18 protein-coding genes are annotated in these 20,281 nt (G+C 44.8%); all 18 read right to left on the bottom strand.

The window, feature by feature from the left end:
- Positions 1-57: 57 nt before the first annotated feature.
- Positions 58-1,962 (bottom strand): molecular chaperone HtpG, encoded by a 1,905-nt coding sequence (gene htpG, locus ACVS9P_RS02930; protein ID WP_452104150.1) that lies wholly within the window; start codon positions 1,960-1,962, stop codon positions 58-60.
- A 180-nt stretch (positions 1,963-2,142) separates the two neighbouring features.
- Positions 2,143-3,330 carry a cation diffusion facilitator family transporter gene (locus ACVS9P_RS02925; RefSeq protein WP_452104149.1) on the bottom strand — a complete coding sequence of 396 codons (1,188 nt, stop codon included), beginning with the start codon at positions 3,328-3,330 and terminating at the stop codon, positions 2,143-2,145.
- A gap of 32 nt (positions 3,331-3,362) precedes the next feature.
- On the bottom strand, positions 3,363-3,896 hold the full coding sequence (locus tag ACVS9P_RS02920; protein WP_452104148.1) for a FumA C-terminus/TtdB family hydratase beta subunit: 534 nt from the start codon (positions 3,894-3,896) through the stop codon (positions 3,363-3,365).
- A 98-nt stretch (positions 3,897-3,994) separates the two neighbouring features.
- Positions 3,995-5,140 (bottom strand): cell division protein FtsZ, encoded by a 1,146-nt coding sequence (gene ftsZ, locus ACVS9P_RS02915; RefSeq protein WP_452104147.1) that lies wholly within the window; start codon positions 5,138-5,140, stop codon positions 3,995-3,997.
- A gap of 188 nt (positions 5,141-5,328) precedes the next feature.
- Positions 5,329-6,480, bottom strand: coding sequence for a cell division protein FtsQ/DivIB (locus ACVS9P_RS02910; RefSeq protein WP_452104146.1), 1,152 nt, complete (start codon positions 6,478-6,480; stop codon positions 5,329-5,331).
- 30 nt (positions 6,481-6,510) lie between these two features.
- Complete coding sequence (gene murA, locus ACVS9P_RS02905; RefSeq protein ID WP_452104145.1) at positions 6,511-7,767, bottom strand: UDP-N-acetylglucosamine 1-carboxyvinyltransferase; 1,257 nt, start codon at positions 7,765-7,767, stop codon at positions 6,511-6,513.
- A 60-nt stretch (positions 7,768-7,827) separates the two neighbouring features.
- On the bottom strand, positions 7,828-8,958 hold the full coding sequence (gene murG, locus ACVS9P_RS02900; protein ID WP_452104144.1) for an undecaprenyldiphospho-muramoylpentapeptide beta-N-acetylglucosaminyltransferase: 1,131 nt from the start codon (positions 8,956-8,958) through the stop codon (positions 7,828-7,830).
- Between the two features lie 61 nt (positions 8,959-9,019).
- The gene (locus ACVS9P_RS02895) at positions 9,020-10,366 is read right to left on the bottom strand and encodes an FtsW/RodA/SpoVE family cell cycle protein (RefSeq protein WP_452104143.1); all 1,347 of its coding nucleotides are present in this window, start codon (positions 10,364-10,366) and stop codon (positions 9,020-9,022) included.
- 89 nt (positions 10,367-10,455) lie between these two features.
- On the bottom strand, positions 10,456-11,463 hold the full coding sequence (gene mraY, locus ACVS9P_RS02890; protein WP_452104142.1) for a phospho-N-acetylmuramoyl-pentapeptide-transferase: 1,008 nt from the start codon (positions 11,461-11,463) through the stop codon (positions 10,456-10,458).
- Positions 11,464-11,555: 92 nt separating this feature from the next.
- Positions 11,556-13,898 carry a penicillin-binding transpeptidase domain-containing protein gene (locus tag ACVS9P_RS02885; RefSeq protein ID WP_452104141.1) on the bottom strand — a complete coding sequence of 781 codons (2,343 nt, stop codon included), beginning with the start codon at positions 13,896-13,898 and terminating at the stop codon, positions 11,556-11,558.
- A 130-nt stretch (positions 13,899-14,028) separates the two neighbouring features.
- Positions 14,029-14,550, bottom strand: coding sequence for a hypothetical protein (locus tag ACVS9P_RS02880; protein ID WP_452104140.1), 522 nt, complete (start codon positions 14,548-14,550; stop codon positions 14,029-14,031).
- Positions 14,551-14,637: 87 nt separating this feature from the next.
- Positions 14,638-15,573, bottom strand: a complete 936-nt coding sequence (gene rsmH / locus ACVS9P_RS02875) for a 16S rRNA (cytosine(1402)-N(4))-methyltransferase RsmH (protein ID WP_452104139.1) — start codon at positions 15,571-15,573, stop codon at positions 14,638-14,640.
- On the bottom strand, positions 15,570-15,989 hold the full coding sequence (gene mraZ, locus ACVS9P_RS02870) for a division/cell wall cluster transcriptional repressor MraZ (RefSeq protein WP_452104138.1): 420 nt from the start codon (positions 15,987-15,989) through the stop codon (positions 15,570-15,572). Before mraZ ends, rsmH begins: the two co-directional genes overlap by 4 nt.
- A gap of 303 nt (positions 15,990-16,292) precedes the next feature.
- Positions 16,293-16,784: an ATPase gene (locus tag ACVS9P_RS02865; protein WP_452104137.1), complete on the bottom strand. Its 492-nt coding sequence runs from the start codon at positions 16,782-16,784 to the stop codon at positions 16,293-16,295.
- Positions 16,781-17,278, bottom strand: a complete 498-nt coding sequence (gene coaD / locus ACVS9P_RS02860; RefSeq protein ID WP_452104136.1) for a pantetheine-phosphate adenylyltransferase — start codon at positions 17,276-17,278, stop codon at positions 16,781-16,783. The genes ACVS9P_RS02865 and coaD overlap by 4 nt, the downstream gene beginning before the upstream one ends.
- Entirely contained in the window at positions 17,275-17,856 is a 582-nt protein-coding gene (rsmD, locus tag ACVS9P_RS02855; RefSeq protein WP_452104661.1) for a 16S rRNA (guanine(966)-N(2))-methyltransferase RsmD, read from the bottom strand. The genes coaD and rsmD overlap by 4 nt, the downstream gene beginning before the upstream one ends.
- Before the next feature lie 23 nt (positions 17,857-17,879).
- Positions 17,880-19,751 (bottom strand): excinuclease ABC subunit UvrC, encoded by a 1,872-nt coding sequence (gene uvrC / locus ACVS9P_RS02850; protein ID WP_452104135.1) that lies wholly within the window; start codon positions 19,749-19,751, stop codon positions 17,880-17,882.
- A 69-nt stretch (positions 19,752-19,820) separates the two neighbouring features.
- Positions 19,821-20,084 (bottom strand): HPr family phosphocarrier protein, encoded by a 264-nt coding sequence (locus tag ACVS9P_RS02845; protein WP_266162816.1) that lies wholly within the window; start codon positions 20,082-20,084, stop codon positions 19,821-19,823.
- Positions 20,085-20,281: the final 197 nt, after the last annotated feature.

Raw genomic sequence — 20,281 nt, 5'->3', positions numbered from 1 at the left:
CGGAATTTTCCGTCGCCCTTTTTCAGCCTCTTTCCTTACTCTGCGATTCTGTTATCTTTAAACCATCAGATCACAAATGGCATTACTAAACGCCACTGGATCAGAAATCGGAACACCCTCAATCAAAAGCGCCTGATTATAAAGCAGTTTAGAATATTTCTTAAGCTTTTCCGGATCTTCTTTATAAAGCTCCTGCAGCTTTGTAAAGACCGGATGATTTGCGTTGAGCTCCAGCACACGCTGTGCCTTTACATTGCCTTTTTCTTCTCCAGGCATAGAATTCAGCACCTTTTCCATCTCAATTGACAGAGCGCCATCTGTAGAAAGACAAACCGGATGACTCTTTAATTTTTGCGAAACAATTACCTGCTTCACTTCATCTCCAAGATCATCTTTCATTGTATTGAGCAGATCTTTGTTTTCTTCGACCAGCTTTTTGGCTGTCTCTTTTTCTTCCTCTGTTTCCAATCCGAGATCATTGTCGGAAACGGATTTAAATTCTTTATCATTATATTTTGCAAGAATCTTGAGAGCGAACTCATCGACGCCCTCAGTCAGATACAAAATCTCGTAATCTCTTTCTTTCAGTGCTTCTGTCTGCGGTAATAGATCCACTTTGGCAACGCTGTCTCCGGAAGCATAATAAATATATTTCTGGTCCTCTTTCATTCTGGAAACATATTCTTGGAGCGTAACCATCTTTTTCTCTTTACTGGACCAGAACATCAACAGATCCTGTAAAAGTTCTTTCTGCTGACCAAAGTTTGCATAGACGCCGTATTTTAGCTGCAGACCGAAAGCCTTAAAGAATTTCTCATAATTTTCGCGGTCATTCTTGAGCATATTCTGCAGCTCTTCCTTGATCTTTTTCTCAAGGCGGCCTTCAATTAATTTCAGCTGACGGTCATGCTGCAGCATCTCACGCGAAATATTAAGTGACAGATCCTGACTGTCTACAAGGCCCTGCACAAAACTAAAGCAGTCCGGCAGCAAATCCGCACATTTGTCCATAATCAAAACGCCGTTAGAATAAAGCTGCAGTCCCTTTTCATAGCTCTTGCTGTAATAATCATAGCTCGCATGACTCGGGATAAAGAGCAGAGCATCATAAGTAGCAGTTCCTTCAGTACTACTGCGAATAATCTTGAGCGGTTTTTCATAATCAGAAAATTTATCCCGATAAAACTGCTCATACTCTTCGTTTGTCACTTCATTCTTATTTTTGCGCCAAATCGGCACCATAGAATTGAGCGTCTCGAGCTCTGTATAGGTCTCGTACTCCGGCTCTGCATCCTTCGGGGCATCCGCCGGCTTCTCTTTCATGCGGCTCTTTTCAAGCTCCATCTTAATCGGATAGCGAATATAATCGCTGTATTTTTTCACAAGGCGCTTAATCGTAAAGCCGTCAAGATACTGGTCATAGGATTCTTCTTCCGAATTTTCCGGCAGCAAATACAAGGTAATTTTTGTGCCGCGCCCTTCTTTTTCACAGGGGTCAACTGTATACCCATCTACGCCGCTGCTTTCCCATTTCCACGCTTCGTCACTGCCATAGGCCTTGCTCTCTGCCACTACTTTAGAGCTGACCATAAATGCCGCATAGAATCCAACACCAAATTGTCCGATAATATCAATATTATCGGATTTTTCATTATTTTTCTTGAAATCAAGCGAACCGGATTTTGCAATCGTACCCAGATTATTCTCCAGCTCTTCCTTCGTCATGCCGCAGCCATTATCCTCAATCGTCAGCGTACGATTTTCTTTGTCTGCTGTAATTCGAATCTCAAAATCATCTCTGGAAAGACCCGTATCGCCATCCTGCAGCGTTTTATAATAAAGCTTGTCAATAGCATCGCTTGCATTACTGATTAACTCTCTTAAAAAAATCTCTTTGTGCGTATAAATAGAATGAATCATCAGATCCAAAAGCCGTTTTGATTCTGCCTTAAATTGCTTCATGATCGATCAACCTCTTCTTACTTGTTTTTTAATTTTAGCACTCTTTATCTTTAAGTGCTAAATTATTGTAGCGCAAATTTCCTTATTTTTCAATGAATAAATTATGAATTTTCCATTTTGTAACAATCCTCTCTAAATAAAAAAGCAGTCAGCGTTTTTTGCTGACTGCTTTTTCATGTTTTATTCTTCCGGCGCATCCGATGGAATATAATTATGATCCACTGTAATCACGGCTCGATACTTTGGATCGAGTCCCTCAACCATTTTAACAACTTGATCATGCAAAACATCATCTTTTGTAGAAAAGCCAAAAGGGACACAAATATCGAAAAGGACATTACTGTGAGTTGTTCCCCAAACCACACGGAAATCATGCATCGTAATTTCTGGTGAAAGCAGGTGTAAAGCGTCTTTTACTCGCTCTTTCAGTCCGTTGGTCCTCTCGTCGTTCGTCACAATGGGGTCCATATGGATCACCAGCTGAATCCCCATCTCCGAATGAAAATCTTTTTCGATATTGTCGATCATATCGTGGCTTTTCATAATATCCGCCCGAGCATCCACTTCACAATGCACACTTGCAAAAATATTTCCGGCGCCATAATTATGCACCGTCAAATCATGCATTCCCAAAACACCCGGATATGCCATAATCCGATGATAGATTTCGTCGACCATTTCTTTGCTGGGAGCAACCCCTAAAAGCGGATTGCTGGTATCTCGAATCAAATGAATTCCTGTCAAAAAGACCATAATGGCAACTACAAGGCCCATATAGCCGTCCAAATTAAACCCGGTCAGCGCCGTAAGAGCCATTCCAAGAAGAATTGCCAACGTAGAAATTACATCGTTGCGGCTGTCTATAGAATTTGCCAAAAGTGCTTCTGAAGAAATTGCCTGCCCCATCGAACGATAAAACAAGCACTGCCACAGCTTGATCAAAATAGAAATAAGCAAAACAGCAACTGTCAAAAAGCTGATCTCCGCTGGTTCCGGAGAAATAATCTTCAAAACAGACTCCTGTCCCAGTTGAAATCCCAACGCTAAAATGACAAAAGAAACAATCATCCCGCTGATGTATTCTATCCTCTCATGTCCGAATGGATGCTCCGCGTCAGCCGGCTTTTCGGCCAATTTAAATCCAACCAAAGTGACGATTGATGACGCGGAATCTGAAAGGTTATTGACAGCATCCGCTACCACAGCGATGCTGTGAAAAAGGGTACCTGCCATAAACTTTAAAGCGGAAAGCAATAAATTCGTTAAAATTCCCACTGCTCCGGCAAATTTTCCATAGTTTGCTCTGACTTTCAGATCCGAGGTATTTTGATAATTTTTAATAAAATGCCGAATTAAAAACTGGATCAAATCAATCGCCTCACAACAAATTCAAAAGTCATTTAGGGCCTTTTAAATAGATTCCCGCCATGGCAGTCGATTGCCGTAATCAACGGAAAATCTTCTACTTCTAGGCGTTTAATACTCTCACAGCCCAAATCATCAAAAGCAATCACATCTTGCTTTTTAATACAGCGGCAAGCAAGTGCTCCTGCTCCGCCGATTGCACAAAGATAGACTGCCTGATTCCGGCAGATTGCTTCGCATACTTCTGGGCCGCGGCCACCCTTACCAATCATACATTTAAGGCCCAAATCGAGCAGACGTGGTGAAAAAACATCCATTCTCGTGCTGGTAGTTGGCCCACAGGAACCAGTCGCTAAGCCTTCTGGAGCGGGGGTTGCCCCTGCATAATAAATAGTCGCCCCAAAAAGTTCAAACGGCAGCTTTTTCCCTTGATCAATCAAATCGATCATTCGCTTATGAGCTGCATCGCGAGCCGTATAAATAATACCGCTTAAAAGCACATTATCTCCTGCATGAAGAGTCGGAGCTAGTTTGACCATTTGTTGTGCATTAATCCTGATTTTTTCCATTTTATAATTTCTCCTCTTCGAAAATTCGAATTAAAATATAGGATAGAGAAAGGAGACGGACGCGAAAGCGCCCGTCTCCGAAAGATTCTCAAAAGCTTTTATTTACGATTGAAGATTGACATGATATCCACATAATCATCGTCTTCTTCAGAAGAACTTGGTGCTTTATCAACCGCTCTTCCAGTGTTGCGAGGAGTAGCAGATGCCGCCGCCTGCTGACGTCTTGCGGAAGAAGCTGCCATAGGTGGAATATCAATGTCCAAATCAGCATCCGGATCAGAACCGTCATGGGTTGCAAAGCCGGTTGCAACGACTGTTACAGTCATCTCATCATCCATATTCTCATCAAAAGCGGCGCCCCAAATAATGTTGGCGTCTTTATGTGCCTGCTCAGAAATCATGGAAGATGCAGTCTCAATCTCATCCAAACCAATATCCGGAGAGGAAGTAATATTAATAATAACGCCCTTTGCTCCAGCAATAGAGGTTTCCAGCAGCGGGCTGGAAATTGCCATACTGGCAGCAGTCTCAGCCTTATCTTTACCAGAAGCATGGCCAACGCCCATATGTGCATAGCCGGCATCTTTCATAACAGAAGTAACATCAGCAAAATCAAGGTTGACAAGACCCGGAAGCTTAATCAGATCAGAAATACTCTGAACGCCCTGGCGCAAAACATCATCTGCAACTGCGAATGCGTTGAGCAGAGTAATACGCTGTTCAGAAACCAACTTCAAGCGTTCATTTGGAATTACGACCAAAGAATCGACGTGCTCTTTCAGATTGGCAATTCCTTCATCAGCTTGAGACATCCGAACCTTTCCTTCAAAAGCAAAAGGTTTTGTCACAATTCCAATGGTAAGAATCCCCATGTCTCTTGCAATCTCAGCAACGATAGGTGCAGCACCAGTACCGGTGCCGCCGCCCATACCAGCAGTAATAAAGACCATATCACTGCCGCGAATAGCCGCAGAAATTGCCTCGCGGCTTTCGTCCGCGGCTTTGCTGCCGATTTCAGGTTTGCTGCCCGCACCTTTTCCATGCGTAACCTTTTCGCCAATTTGAATTTTCTGAGTGGCCTTTGAACGGTAAAGCGCCTGCTTATCAGTATTCACTGTAATAAACTCAACGCCCTGCACTCCGGAGTTGACCATTCGATCAACCGCATTTCCGCCGCCGCCGCCGACACCGACGACCTTAATTTGAACAATATTATCGAAATCGCTATCAATTTCAAAAGGCATTTTTTAAATCCCCCTTAATGATGTACAATCCTACATTTTACGGGGAACCCGTAAAATGACCATTTCTTTTTTCAATTATATTTTACTTTATCACGTTTCACGATAAATTTCAACTATTTCAATTAGAAAATTCCGTAATTCAAAGAAGTTCTTCAAATGATTCTTTTTATTTTAAAAATTGCATCGAATTATTTGGTGGTCTCTCCCGCAGCAGGATCCGGAGTATAAACATCCTTTTTCGTATAAATAGGGTCTCCATCGGAATCATAAACGGTATTTCCGTTGGCATCTACCGCAATATGATAACTACCTTCTTTAGAAGTCGAAGCGGTACTTTGCGAAGGACTTCCAGAAGAAGGACTTGTTGCCGATGCAGGAGAAGCCTCTGAAGAAGGGCTAGTAGATGCACTGGAACTTGCCGGAGAAGTCGTATCATCAATCTGTTGCGGATCATATGGCACATAGGCTTGATTGCTTTCCTGAATACCGGAAAGATCAATCACACCGGATGGAGAGCCTTGTAAATGATTTGTCAAAATTTCCTGTGCAAAAGTCAATTTTCTTTGCAGGTAAGTAGGTGTTCCTAATTTGAGTAAGAACTTGCTCTCAATCGTTACCGTCAGTTGATATCGGTCCGAAAGGTCCATCGCACTCACGTTGCTGAGCCCCGACTGCTCAACTGCTTCTCCAAGTTGCCCAAACAAAGAACCTTCGTCTTCAGTCTCATAAGACGCCGTTTCTCCCGGAACTGCTTTCGTAAGGTTTAGCCCCTTGATCGTTGCAACTCCTTCCGGTACTGCATCTGAAAGCTGCAAAACTTTTCCTTTGCAAGACAAGATTACATACTGTCCATTATATCCTGCTGCGCCGGCAACATCATCTTCTTGTACGCTGATCAATAATTTTCCAGGAAGCGACTTTGAAATTTTGACTTGCCCGATATACGGTAATTTGTTTTCGATTGTTTCCTCTGCAAGATTCCCATTTGCACGAAAAAGATTTTCTCCGTAATAAAGGCCGCTCGATTCTATGATCTGATCCGAACTATACCGTGTTTCCCCTTCAATCGCGATCTGGTCAACCCGGAACAGGACCGTCAGCGATAGCGTGATAGCTGCCACTACCACAATTAAAAAAGAAACAATATAAAAGATTCTTTTCTTTCGCCGATGTCTTCGTACCCGGTCATAAGGATCCTTCGGCGCAGTCCTTTGCCTTTCTTTCGGATATTCCGGCATCTTTCGATCCGAATAGGCTCTGCGTGTCTCTGATGAAATCACACGTTTATTCTGATTTTCCGGCGAAACGTTTCCTCGCCGATTTTTCTCATTCCTGTTCAAATTTCCGATCCTCCAGATTTCGATCATCCATTACGGCAACCGCCGAATCTGTGCTCCTAAATCACCCAAAGTCCGTTCAATTGCCTCATATCCTCGGTCAATATGGTGAATCTCTTCTACAATAGTCTCTCCGAATGCCGCTAATCCGGCGACTACTAAAGCCGCGCCGCCACGCAAATCTGCAGCTTCAACAGTTGTTCCGGAAAGTTTGCTGGGACCTTCAACAACAGCTACCCGTCCGTCTACACGAATATGTGCGCCAAGACGGAGCAGCTCTCCAACATGTTTATACCGACTCTCAAAAATATTTTCCACAAACATACTCGTACCCTGACACTGCGTTGTCATTGCCATCAAGGGTGCCTGTGCGTCTGTGGGAAATCCTGGATACGGCATTGTTCTAATATGCTTGATCCGATGAAGCTTTTTGGGTGGAACTAAAACTGCCGCATCACGAAACAAAGTAAGGTCACAGCCTGCCTCTTCAAACACGGGCCATATTGGGGTCAGATGCTGCGGATTAATGTTGCGCAAAGTAATTGTGCTGTATGTTGCTGCACCGGCTGCTAAAAAGGTTGCAGCCGCAATCCTATCTGGGATCACCCAATGCTCGCATCCGCCAAGCTGCTCTACTCCTTCGATTTCAATCGTGCTGCCGCCCGCTCCACGAATTTTTGCGCCGCAGCTGTTAAGAAAATCGGCAAGGTCACAAATTTCCGGTTCATGTGCCGCATTTTCAAGAAGAGTGATTCCCTTTGCACACGATGCTGCTAAAAGCACATTTTCTGTTGCACCTACACTGGGGAAACTCAATGCAATATGAGCGCCATGAAGCCCCGTAGGCGTCTCACAGAGCAGCCGTCCATGATCTTCTACAATCGAAGCGCCCATTTTCCGTAGAGCTTCCAAATGTAAGTCAATTGGCCGCGGCCCTAATTCACACCCACCTGGAAAGCCTAAAACTGCGCAGCCGGTACGGCCCAGAATCGCCCCTAAAAAGATAATTGACGAACGCATTTCCCTCATCAGGTCATCCGGAATCTGAAAAGAAGAAACCTCACGTGCATCTATGCAGATGGTATCTCGTTCCGAAAGGACCCGGCAGCCCAGCTTTCGGAGAATTTCTGTCGAAATACGAACATCTGAAAGCTGTGGGCAGTTGTGTAAAATACATTCTTCTCGGCATAAAATAGAAGCCGCCAAAAGAGGCAGGGCGCTGTTCTTCGCCCCCTGAACGGAAACTTCGCCCTGTAATCGACAGGGACCGGCAATTTTTAATTTTGGCATAGACAACACCCCCACATAATCTTTCCCATACTATGCAGGGAATTTTGCGAATGTCATTATTTACGCTTTATGATTCTCCTTGAGCACTTCCAAAATCAATTTATAGATTCGCTCGTTGGCGTCTACAATCGCCATTTTTTTAGCGTTTTCTGCCAAATGTTCAATCGTTTCCGGCTTTTGGAAAAGCTGTTCTACCTTTTTAATCAGCGTCTGGCCGGTTAGATCTTTTTCTTCCAAAATCCATGCAGCGTTGCGCTTTACCATGGACATCGCATTATGATACTGATGATTTTCCGCAACATTGGGACTTGGAATAATAAGCGATGCGCGTCCAACGGCCTGCAGCTCTGAAAGCGTAATGGCGCCTGCACGACAGATTACAAGGTCCGCCGCAGCAAGGCAGTCCGGCATATCATTAATATATTCTCGGATATCCATATTGGGATGAGCTGCCAGATCCACTCCCTTTTCTCTAAGCAGATCGGGGAACCATTTCCCCCACTGCCCATAAGCATGGATGTGCTGAAAACGATCCGTCTTAGCGGTATGCGCCAAAAGATCAGCCATCGGTTCGTTGATTTTTCTTGCTCCAAGACTTCCGCCGAAAGAAAGAATGACCGGACGATTATCGAGGCCTAGCCTCTGGCGGGCGCTGGTTCGGTCTGCCCGCAGGACGGACAGCCGCACCGGATTTCCGGTAAGCACACAGTGCGCACCTTTTTCCATGTACTTTTCGGCATCTGCCATTGCAAGCATCGTGCGCGCCGCATTACGAGAAAGCGCTTTATTGGTCACTCCAGGATAGGCGTTTTGCTCATGAATCAATGCCGGAACTCCCATTTTCATTGCTTCACGAATAACAGGCCCGGATACATACCCGCCAGTTCCAACACAAACGTCCGGCTTAAATTCACGAATAATTTTTTTGGATTCTTCTGTTGCTGTAAATACATGAACAAGCGTTTTACAGTTCTTTTTAAAATTGGTCCAGCTGATTTTACGCTGAAATCCCGAAATTGTCACACTTTTAAAAGCATATCCTGCCTGGGGGACCAGACGTTCTTCCATGCCGCCCTTTGCTCCTACATAAAGGATTTGTGCATCCGGCTGACGTTCTTTCAAATATCCCGCAATCGCCAACGCTGGGTTGATATGTCCGGCCGTTCCGCCGCCGGCAAACAGAATTCTCATCGAATCCATTCCTTTCTGCTGAGATTCTTTGTAAAATCTCCAATTTCGAAATTTTCCGGATTTAAGTCTTTTCAATATTAGAAGTTCGCGAAATAGAAAGCAAGATTCCCATCTCTGCCAGAAGGATCATTAGAGAAGATCCGCCGTAGCTGAAGAATGGGAGGCTAATGCCGGTATTTGGCACCAAATTCGTAACCACGGCAATATTTAAAACGACCTGAAGTCCTACCTGCATCGTCAATCCAATTCCAAGAAGCATTCCAAATTTATCCTGCGCACGCAGAGAAATCATAATTCCACGCCAAACCAGTGCCGCAAAGAGCAGCACGATGAGTGTTGCACCGATAAATCCAAGTTCTTCACAGACAATAGCAAAAATAAAATCGTTCTGCGGTTCCGGAAGATAAAGATATTTTTGGCGGCTCTTTCCGAGTCCCAACCCCAAGAGTCCACCAGAGCCAATCGCATAAAGGGACTGACGGGTCTGCCATGTATCAACGCCGTCAGGTGGGTTTAGAGGATTGAGCCAACCCTGAAGTCGCGGCATGGTATAGGAAAGAAGCGAATTCCGTAAAAATAAAAAGCTCAACCCGCCAACTCCTGCAACGCCGCCAATTCCAATTCCAAACCATTTAAGCGGAACACCGCCAATAAAAAGCATAATTAATCCCAAAATCAAAATAATCAAAGTTGCAGACAAATGCTTTTCCAAAATGACCAATCCGCAGACAGCCCCTAGAATTGCAAGATATGGCAAAACACCATACCTAAAGTTATTCATCTGCTTATAGTTAATCGAAATCAAATGAGCAAAAATCAAGATCACCGCAAACTTTGCAACTTCTGACGGTTGAACAGATCCTAAAAAGGGAAGTTCAATCCAACGGAAAGCACCATTGCGGTTTGGCACCAATGAAGTTCCTTTTAAAGGAACCATCAGCATCAGCACCAAACAGGTAATAATCAAAAGCGGTATGGCAAACCTATGAAGATGATGATAATCGAAATAGGAAATCGCAATCATTACAGCAATTCCGAGGACTGCAAAAAATGCCTGTTTACGAACAAAGAAATAGCTGTCGCCATTCATATTGTAATAGGCATATGCATAGCTGGATGAAAACAGCATGACCAGGCCAACGCTGACAAGTGCCAAAACAAGAAACAATAATGTTAGGTCCATTCCTGAACGGGTAGAAAACAGCCGAAACTTTTTTGCACGACGGGGCCGATGTTTCTTTGGCTTTTCCTGAGGTGTCTGCCGTATTTGCTCAAAGTTCTGCTTTGGAAAGCGTTCTGTCCTTTGATTGGGCTGGCGCTGCTGCACCGCTTTCGTATCTCTTTTGTATCCGGAAGCACTTGTATTTGACCGGTTTTGCGAAAAATTTCCACTGTTCCGAACCGCCATAGACGATCTCCTTTCCAATCGTTAAAACAATCATTTCTGATTTGAAATCGTTCATTCAAAATTTTCTTGTCCTATCAAACGGACAAAATTCAGATTGGCATCCAGTAAGTTCGCATCACAAGCAGCAATGCCACAATGCAGGCTACAATCGTCACGAGGCTGAATACACAGCAAATTTTCACTTCACTCCATCCGCACATCTCAAAATGATGGTGGATCGGCGTCATCTTAAAAATCCTTTTTCCATGGGTTGCTTTAAAATAGGTCACCTGCAGCACAACGGAAAGGATCTCACATACATAGATAATTCCCATGAGAGGGATTAATACCGGCACATTCATACCGAACCCAAGCGCACAGACCAAGCCACCCAAAAACAAGGAACCGGTATCCCCCATAAAAACTTTTGCGGGATAAAAATTCCACATCAGGAATCCCAAGCATCCCCCTGCGCACGCCGCCGACAAAATGCTCATCCCAGTCAGCTTCATCACACCTGCAATCGCCATAAAGAAGATTGCCACGACAAAAGTAACGGAAGCATTCAGCCCGTCTATTCCATCTGTAAAGTTGACCGCGTTCACCATGCCCACAATTCCAATCAGCGAAAGAACCCAGTAACCGGTACCGAGTTCTACTGCTCCGACTCCTGGAACGATCGTAATCGAACCGGTTCCGGCCATTTTCAGCGCCAAAAGGTATGCTGCCGCCACAATGATCTGCAGCAAAAGCTTCTGCAAAACGGTAAGACCAAGATTTCGCTTTCTTACAACCTTAATATAGTCATCCACAAAGCCGACCATCCCAAAGCCAAGTGCCATCAAAAGACCGCCGACCACACGGGTTCCCATTAAATTTTCCGCAAAATTCTCTCCGCAGAAGGGAAGCGCTGCAAGAAGCGCCAAAGCGATTCCTGTCATAAACATAAATCCGCCCATTGTAGGGGTTCCGTTTTTTTTCTGGTGCCATTTTGGACCAACTTCGCGAATCGTCTGCCCAAAATTGATATGGTGCAAATAGGGCACCATCCATTTTCCAAGCAGCGCAGTTACACCAAATGAAATAGCCGCCGCAGAGACGATCCAAATAATACTCATATATTTTCCACCCTCAATATCTGGTATTCAACACAGTTATGTTGATTATACCACAAATACACGCAAATAGGAAATTTTAAGTCTGATCAAATTTACATAACGGTGTCTTTTTCAATGAAGGTAACCGTCACAATTGTGCCCGGTGTTACCTTACTGCCGGCTGTTGCACTCTGACCGGAAGCGGTAATGCCGCTGCTCCCGGTTTCGCCGGCACCTGCCAGTTCGATATTCAAATGATGGGAAGCCGCTGTCGCCTCGGCCTCCGAAACCGTCATCCCTGAAAAATCCGGAACGTCCACTGTCGTGCTTCTGCTTGCCTGATCTGTAAAGAGCACAACGGTTCCATCTTTTGGCATAGATTGACCGCCCTGAGGAATTTGTATCAACACAGAATCTCCAGATCCCTGTACTTCGGCTGAAAGACCCTGACTTTGCAGTGCAGCCTTTGCGTCTGCTACTGATTTTCCAGTGACATCCTGTGCTTTAACATCCAGCTTTGCTGCATCCGCCTCATCATATTTTGCGTCGACGCCCAAATATGGGAGGACTTCGCCCATCACCTGACTAAAGATCGGGCCGGCAACTGCACCGCCATAATAGCTGCCCACACTTGAATCCGGTTCATCGACAAAAATCAGCAATGCATACTGTGGATTATCTGCCGGAGCAAATCCGCAGTAAGAAGCGATATAATACTCGCCTTCTACTCCGTCAATGGCTTTCCTTTCGTTATCTTTATCTACTTTTTCACTGGTACCTGTCTTACCGGCAACACGATATCCCATCAGATAACCATTCTTTGCAGTACCGCTGGTAGCGTTCTGCTGCATAATTGCGGTCATTCGCTTACTCGTATCCTCTGAAATTACCTGCCGGCGAACCTCAGTTCCAACACTTTTCTGAATGTTTCCGTCTGCTCCGACGATTTGCTTTACCACATGCGGAGTGACCAAATTTCCGCCGTTTGCGACTGCCGCACAGGCGGTAACCATCTGCAGCGGCGTAATACTGAAGTTCTGGCCGAAAGATTCAACGGCCAAGTTGATTGGATCCAGTGCTTCTTCACTATAATAGAGGGAATTCGCTTCACCAGGTAAATCGATTCCTGTTTTTTCTGTAAATCCAAAGCCCTGGAAGTATTTAAAGAAACGCTCTTTTCCGAGAAGGTCTACGCCAATATGAATAAAGAAGGTGTTACAGGAATTGCACAGTCCCTGTACAAAATTTTCCGTTCCATGCCCGCCGGTCTTCCAGCAATTAATCGGTTTGCTTGCGCCCGGAATTTGGTAACTGCCGGTACAAGTATACGTTGTATTTTCATTTACAACGCCCTCTTCCATCGCCATGGAGCCCGTACACATCTTAAAGACAGAACCAGGATAATAGGTATCACTGACCGCTTTGTTTCTCCATTTTTGCTGAAGCGTATTGAGGGTCGCAGTACTTTGTTGATCTTCCGGTAATTTGGCAATACGCGCTTTTTCCGTATCCGTTAAGACCCGCGGATTATTGGGGTCAAATGCGCCGGAATCAGCCAACATATTCTTATGGACATTTACTACATCATTGCTGTTAAAATTGCCCTTAACCGCCATTGCTTTAATCTCTCCGGTATTGACATCCATCAAGACTCCCAATGCACGGTTGCCGGCATTATGCGCGACGGCACCTTCCTCCAGTGCTTTTTCCAGATAGTGCTGCGCAACTTCATCGATCGTCAGGACGAGAGAAGAACCATCCTGAGCCTCTACTCTCTGCGAATATTGAAACGGCATATCTCCCTGCTGCGCGTTCTTCGCCGTAACAAGGCGTCCGTTTGTGCCTTTTAAATAAGAATTATATTTAGACTCAAGGCCTTCTACGCCGTCGCCATCCGCATTGGTAAATCCCAAAACGACCGAAGCAAAATCCCCAAACGGATAGTAGCGTTTATAATCATTTTCATATTCGATACAATTTCCCAAAGCAAGATAGCCGCTCTTTTTCTGGGCATCTGCTTCGATCCAGTCTGCCAGTTGGTTTTTAACATCTGTTTCCACCTTAGAACCGACCACCTGCCAATAAGAGTCTCTGTTATTGCAGGCATCTTCAATTTTAGAGCGGTCAACTCCCAGAATTTGACTTAATCCGGAAATAATTTCTTCTTTTTGTCCCGGATATTTTGTTTCATCCATCTGTGCCGGCACCAATACAATTTTCCAAACATCAGCGCTGGTAGCCAGTTCCTTCATATTGCAATCATAGATTGTACCGCGCTTCGCGGAAAGGATATTATCCTTTAACTGTTGAGCAACTGCTTTCGATTTTAAAGTTTCCCCATCGATGATCTGAAGATGAAATAACGTAAAGATCACCGTGCCAAAGCCCAAAACAATCAGAGTAATCAAAAGGGTCGTCGTTCGTTTCCACATTTTCGAGGTGGTGCCTTTTGCCATACTTTACCTCCAATTCCTTCCGTTACAAAAATGAGAGTCAAGATTCACTCATCTCAACTCTCTTTTAGAATACCTCCCGCTAAAAATTATAATAGCCTTCGGTATGATTCATATTTCAATCATAAAAAACTTATGACAGCAAAGAAACAATTTGATCCCATACACGCTCTAAAAAGGAGGGTGTTTTCGTACTGGTAACGATCTGACTCTTGTCTCCCTGCGATAAATTAACGGTAGTTGCCTGTGCAGTATTTACCTTCTGCATTCCCATTTCCTTTGCACGCTCTTCCAGCGAAGACAAAGAGAGCTGAGAATCTGCCTTCACCTGAAGTTGAGTTTGAAGGCTCTGCTGCTCACTTAAAGCCGTTTTCTGCTTTCCGATCTGATCCGTTAATTCTGTCAGCTGAACTTGTCCAAAAATCAGAACGCCAACCATGCTGACCATGGTTACGAGGCCGATTCCCATTCCTACTACTTTTAAAGCACGTTTGCGTACCCGCAAACCAATTTTTTTCTTCTGTTGCGGCATTTCTACAACATTATTAATTGGATGATCTATTGAAGCTTTCTGAGAAGTTTCCTGTACTTCAGGAGCGCATTCCTCAAACAACGAAAAATCATATGCTGCACTACTATTATGTAAAGTTGCCAATGATTCCACTTCCTTTGTTATGGATTTATTTTACCATACTTTTGCTGTCACGTTTATGAACATTCTGTTAATAATGTAACTTTTCTGTTACCTTTGTTCTAATTTGGTGCAACAACGAAGTCTTGCACTGCGAGAGCGGGGATTCTCTTCCAATTCTTTTTCATTTGGAACCAATCCCTTTTTAAAAACCAACTCGGCCCGCGGTTTTTTGCCGCAAACACAAATTGGAAAATCCGGCGGGCAAGTACAGCCTTGACACCATTGAACCATTTGATGTTTCACAATTCTATCTTCCAACGAATGGAATGTAATCACGCTGAGCCTACCGAAAGGCGCCAGACTGTCAAATGCTGCATTCAGTCCTTCGTGGAGACGATCCAGCTCTCCATTCACTGCAATCCGCAGTGCCTGAAAAGTTTGACGAGCAGGATGTCCAGGTTGACGCCGAACTGCCGCGGGAACACTTTCCTTCACGATTTCAGCTAACTGAAGAGTCGTTTCAATCGGCATTTTTTCTCGTGCGGCGACAATGCCACGCGCAATTCTGGCTGAATTTCGATCCTCACCATATTGAGAAATAATCTTCGCTAATTCTGCTACTGAAAGCGTATTGACTAAATCTTTCGCACTAGGTCCGGATTTGCTCATACGCATATCAAGGGGAGCATCATAATGATAGGAAAAGCCACGTTCCGGTGTATCCAGCTGATAAGAGGAAACACCAATATCCAGCAAAACTCCATCCACTGGAAGAATTCCTTCCTCATCGGCAATTTGCTGCATCTGAGAAAAGTTTGCCTGCCGAATAATGCTGCATGGATTCCCGGAAAAACGCTTTGTAACCGTTGCGATCGCATCCGGATCCTGGTCAATCGAAAGCAGCTTGCCGGATGTCAAACGATCAAGGATTGCCTGCGAATGGCCGCCGCCGCCGGCTGTACCATCAATATAATGCCCATCGGGGCGTATCTGTAAGCTTTCAATTGCTTCTTCAAATAAAACAGGACGATGTTGATAATTCATAGTTCCAGATCATCCATCGCATCAGCGATGCTTTCCTGTGTCAATTCTGCATTAAATGCATTCCAAGAAGTGGTGTCCCAAATTTCTGCACGACTGGACGCACCGATAAAGGTGATATCCTTTTTCAGTCCAGCGTGTTCGCGCAGCAGTTGTGGAATCAGGATTCTGCCCTGCTTATCGGGAACCGCTTCACAAGCGCCCGCAAAGAAAAAGCGCTGCAGTCCGCGTGCCTTGGAAATTGGCATGGCACGCACTTTTTCCTGCAGTCTGCTCCATTCTTGTTGAGAGAACACAAACAGGCAACGATCAAGGCCCTTCGCAATATAAAAGTGCTCTCCCAAATCCTCACGGAATTTAGAAGGCACAATTACGCGGCCTTTTGAATCAATATTATGTTGATACTCACCGATCAGCATAACGAAACTCCCCTAACCTGCATTTTTGTGGTTTCTGGTTCCACTTGTCTCCACTTTTCACCACTTGTGAATTCATTATAAAGGATTCCATTTGGAATTGCAAGTGCTTTTTAAAATTTATGTCAACTGAATTTTAAAAATTTCTATATTTCAAAAGATGTTGCATATTCTATTTTAGCTTGTACAAAATCTGGTGTTTACAAGCATTATAATCTTTTGATCTGTTCTCCAAAGAAAATAAAAAAAGCAGAGCCGCATGATGGTCTTTCCATCATTTGGCTCTGCTTATGGAACATTCAACTTTTATCTCTGACGAGAAGCATTCTCCTGCGGCTGTGCTGCCGCACGCTGGCTCACCTTGATATTCTGCCGTGTTTTGCGCAGTTCCGCAAGATTCCCCGTCAAGCCTTCATCAGCGCGGCGCATCAGGTCATCTACATAATCATTGCTGGCCTTGCGCAGTTCCCGCGCCTTCTGCTTTGTCTGCAGCAGCACTTCGTTTGCCTTCTGCTGTGCCTGCTTAACGATCTCTTCCTGATTCACCATTGCTTTGGCGCGGTCTTCCGCAACGCGAATCACCGTTTCGGCCTCACGCTTGGCATCTGTCAGGATCTGACTGCGATCTGCTACGATTCCTTTTGCCTGCTGAATCTCCTTTGGAAGACTTTCTTTCAGTTCATCCAAGATCTGTTTAACCTCCGCGCTGTCTAAGACTGCACGGCCATGGCTCAACGGAAGGCTCCATGCCTTATCCAGCAAATCGTATAATTCATTGATTAAATCTTCAGCATTCATAGGGATTCCCTCCTGCTTTCTTCAACACGTTTTTGAATATCTTTAATAATACATCCAGGGACACAACCACTCACATCTCCGTCAAAATTAGCAATCTGTTTGACGATACTGGAACTGATAAACATATTCTGCGCTTGTGTTGCCAAAAAAATCGTTTCAAGATTCGGATTCAACTGCCGGTTTGTCAGCGCCATCTGAAATTCATATTCAAAGTCAGAAAGAGCCCGCAGCCCACGAATCACCGCAGTTGCATGTTTCTCTTTCGCATAATCGGCCAAAAGGCCATAAAAGCTGCCCACTTCTACCCCCGGCAGATCCTTGGTGCAGCGTCTGAGTAGCTCCATACGTTCTTCCACTGTAAACAATGTCTTTTTTTCCGGATTGACCAGGACAGCAACAATCACTTTATCAAAAAGCTTACAGGAACGGCTGATAATATCGAGATGTCCTAAAGTAACCGGATCAAAGCTACCCGGGCAGATTGCTATTTTCATATATTTACTTCCTTACACGTATAGGTCGTCAGCAGAATTTTTCCGTAACGATATTCCCGTTCTTTTTGGAATTTTCCCGCCTGCTCCGGCAGTTTCTCATCCGTAGGATGCTCACAAATGATTATCCCTCCCGGATTCATACATTCCGCACAGAGCGGCAGTGCTTTCTGCAGAAGGCCGGTACGATAGGGCGGATCTAGAAAGCACAAATCATAAGGTGCATTTTTCCGCATCAGGAAAACCAATGCATCTGTCTGATAAACTTCGGCCTGTTCAGAAAGGCCAGTTTCTGCTAGATTCTTTTGGATCACCGCAACACTTTCACGGCTTTGATCCAAGAAATCCGCATGGGCTGCACCGCGGCTCAGCGCTTCAATTCCCAACTGACCGGAACCGGCAAATGCGTCAAGCACCCGCCGTCCTTCCACCTGGAACTGAATAATATTGAACAGTGCCTCTTTGACCCGCTCCGGAGTCGGACGGGTTTCTTCCCCTTCCCGGGTCACTAATTTTCTTCCCCGGGCAGAGCCTGTAATTACGCGCATAGGTTCGAACTCCTTTTTTCCTGATTTTTTTATTATCGCATTCTCTCGTCATTCTGTCAACTTTTTTGCGATTTTTCGTCAAGATTTTCTGCTCCGTGAATTGCCTGATAAAGCTTTTGTGCCGTTGGTTTTGTCATACCCGGCGCCTGCTCCAGTTGGGAAAGCTCTGCTTCCCGAATTGCCGTCATCGTTCTGAAATACCGCAAAAGCGCCCTTGCTCGCTTTTCCCCGATTCCTTCCACGGTAGTCAATGCAGAAGAGATCGAATGCTTTTTCCGCAGCTGACGATGATATCCGATTGCAAAGCGGTGCACTTCATCCTGAATCGAAGAAACCAGCGTGAAAGCAGCACGATTGGAGCTGATTGAAATCTCGCCGCCGTCGCCTGTAATTGCCCTCGTGCGGTGAGAGGAATCCTTGACCATACCAAAGAGTGGAATCTCGAGATGGTGTTCTTCCAGAACAGGTTTAACCGCCCCGACTTGTCCCTTTCCGCCATCCAATAAGATCAAATCCGGCAGCCGACCGAAGCCTTCGCCTTCTTCTTTATGCAGCTCATATTCCTCAAAACGGCGTTCCAGTGTTTCCCGCATAGAAGCATAATCGTCCTGTCCTTCTACTGTTTTGATTGCGAACTTTCGGTAAGCTGATTTTAATGGCCGCCCATTTTCAAAGACGATCATTCCGGCAACATTTTCACCGCCCTGCAGATTGCTGATATCATAGGATTCAATATATTTCGGCGGCTCAGAAAGGCCCAACTTTCTCCCTAATTCATCCAGGGCAGAAGTTTCTTTTACGGTGCGTCCGGTCGTCTGTGCGACTGCTTCCGCCGCATTTTGCCTTACCATTTCAGCAAGTTTTGCTTGTTCTCCCTTTTGTGGCACGCTCAAAAGAACACGAGAACCGCGTTTTTCCGTTAACCATCGCTCTAAAAGATCCATGCTTTCTGCCGAACCATCGAGCGTAACACGGGGCGGGATACGGTTGCGAATCGTATAATAGCGCTCTAAAAATTCTCTTCTTGCAGATTCCGGTTCTCCACATCTGCCCATTGGAAAACTCTCGCGGTCGCAGAGTCTCCCGTCCTGAAAGCGAAACACCTGAAAGCAGCAGGCGCTTGGTCCCTGTGCCAACGCAATCACATCCTGTTCGGGCACACTGATCGCTACAACCTTTTGTCGGTCTCCCATCCTTCGAATTGCTGTGAGGCGGTCACGAATTCTGGCAGCATACTCAAATTCTAAATTTTCTGCTGCTCGATTCATTTTCTCCGTCAGCTTTCGAACGCTCTCGGAACTGCCTCCTTTGAGAAAATCAATCGCTTCATTTACGGACTCCAAATATTCTTCTTTGCTGATTTTCCCACGGCAGGGTGCACAGCACTGCTTAATAAAGAAATTAAGGCACGGTCTTCCCTTTCCGATATCCCTTGGAAAATGTCTGTTGCAGCTTGGTAAACAAAAAATCTTGAGTGCTTCATCCACGCTTTCTTTTGTTGCCCAGGAACTTACATAAGGGCCAATATAGGTGTTCCCATCATCAGGCGCCTGTTTGCTCTGAGAAATTCTGGGCCACTCCTCATTTGTAACTTTAATATAATGATATCCTTTATCGTCCTTCAAAAGGATATTATACTTCGGTGTGTGCTGTTTTATCAGGCTGCATTCCAAAACAAGCGCTTCAAATTCGCTGTCGGTCAAAATATACTCAAACCAATCGACATGCGCCACCATCTGCCGCACTTTGTCATCATGATTTTTTTCACTGCCAAAATACTGGCTGACCCGGTTCTTCAGCGCCTTAGCTTTTCCAATATAGATAATCTTTCCCGAGCGGTCATGCATCAAATAGACTCCCGGAGAAAGCGGTAATTTCATGGCTTGTTTCCGTAATTCTCTTTTTTTCTGATCCGGTGTTTCTTCCATAAACTTTCTCCTTTCGTCCCAAAATAAAAAAGGCACCGCTTTTAAGGCGGTGCTTAATTTTTAAAATAATTACTCGGCGAAACCGGATTTTACAAGTTTTACCAAGCTGTCAACAGCCTCTTCTTCATCGGCGCCGTCCGCAATAATACGAATTGTAGTACCGCCGACAATTCCCAGAGAAAGCACTCCCAAAAGGCTCTTGGCATTTACACGGCGTTCTTCTTTCTCCACCCAAATAGAAGATTTGAACTCATTTGCTTTTTGAATAAAAAATGTAGCCGGCCGCGCATGCAACCCAACTTGATTCTGTACCAAAACTTCTTTCATACACATATAAAACGCTCCTAACTCCGCTCAAATGATTTGATGAAATTTACGCTCATCAAACGAAATCCAACATAACAAGACAAAAATCTAAGTTCTCTTAGCATCGAAAATATTATAGCACAATTCCTTTCGTCGTCAACATTCGAGAAAAAACTTTGGATCGTTGCCCTAATTGAGCAGGCCTTGCAAGGTTTTTTATCGTG

This window comes from Caproicibacterium sp. NSD3 (genome assembly GCF_053613275.1).
The sequence above is the reverse complement of the archived record's forward strand: the minus strand, read 5'-3'. Positions and strand labels throughout refer to the sequence as shown.

Bases quoted from the DNA above. Each gene is read 5' to 3' on its own strand.
- htpG (WP_452104150.1), bottom strand. From the start codon at position 1,962: ATGAAGCAATTTAAGGCAGAATCAAAACGGCTTTTGGATCTGATGATT.
- ACVS9P_RS02920 (WP_452104148.1), bottom strand. From the start codon at position 3,896: ATGGAAAAAATCAGGATTAATGCACAACAAATGGTCAAACTAGCTCCG.
- ftsZ (WP_452104147.1), bottom strand. From the start codon at position 5,140: ATGCCTTTTGAAATTGATAGCGATTTCGATAATATTGTTCAAATTAAG.
- murA (WP_452104145.1), bottom strand. From the start codon at position 7,767: ATGCCAAAATTAAAAATTGCCGGTCCCTGTCGATTACAGGGCGAAGTT.
- murG (WP_452104144.1), bottom strand. From the start codon at position 8,958: ATGAGAATTCTGTTTGCCGGCGGCGGAACGGCCGGACATATCAACCCA.
- ACVS9P_RS02895 (WP_452104143.1), bottom strand. From the start codon at position 10,366: ATGGCGGTTCGGAACAGTGGAAATTTTTCGCAAAACCGGTCAAATACA.
- mraY (WP_452104142.1), bottom strand. From the start codon at position 11,463: ATGAGTATTATTTGGATCGTCTCTGCGGCGGCTATTTCATTTGGTGTA.
- ACVS9P_RS02885 (WP_452104141.1), bottom strand. From the start codon at position 13,898: ATGGCAAAAGGCACCACCTCGAAAATGTGGAAACGAACGACGACCCTT.
- rsmH (WP_452104139.1), bottom strand. From the start codon at position 15,573: ATGAATTATCAACATCGTCCTGTTTTATTTGAAGAAGCAATTGAAAGC.
- mraZ (WP_452104138.1), bottom strand. From the start codon at position 15,989: ATGCTGATCGGTGAGTATCAACATAATATTGATTCAAAAGGCCGCGTA.
- ACVS9P_RS02865 (WP_452104137.1), bottom strand. From the start codon at position 16,784: ATGAATGCTGAAGATTTAATCAATGAATTATACGATTTGCTGGATAAG.
- coaD (WP_452104136.1), bottom strand. From the start codon at position 17,278: ATGAAAATAGCAATCTGCCCGGGTAGCTTTGATCCGGTTACTTTAGGA.
- uvrC (WP_452104135.1), bottom strand. From the start codon at position 19,751: ATGGAAGAAACACCGGATCAGAAAAAAAGAGAATTACGGAAACAAGCC.
- ACVS9P_RS02845 (WP_266162816.1), bottom strand. From the start codon at position 20,084: ATGTGTATGAAAGAAGTTTTGGTACAGAATCAAGTTGGGTTGCATGCG.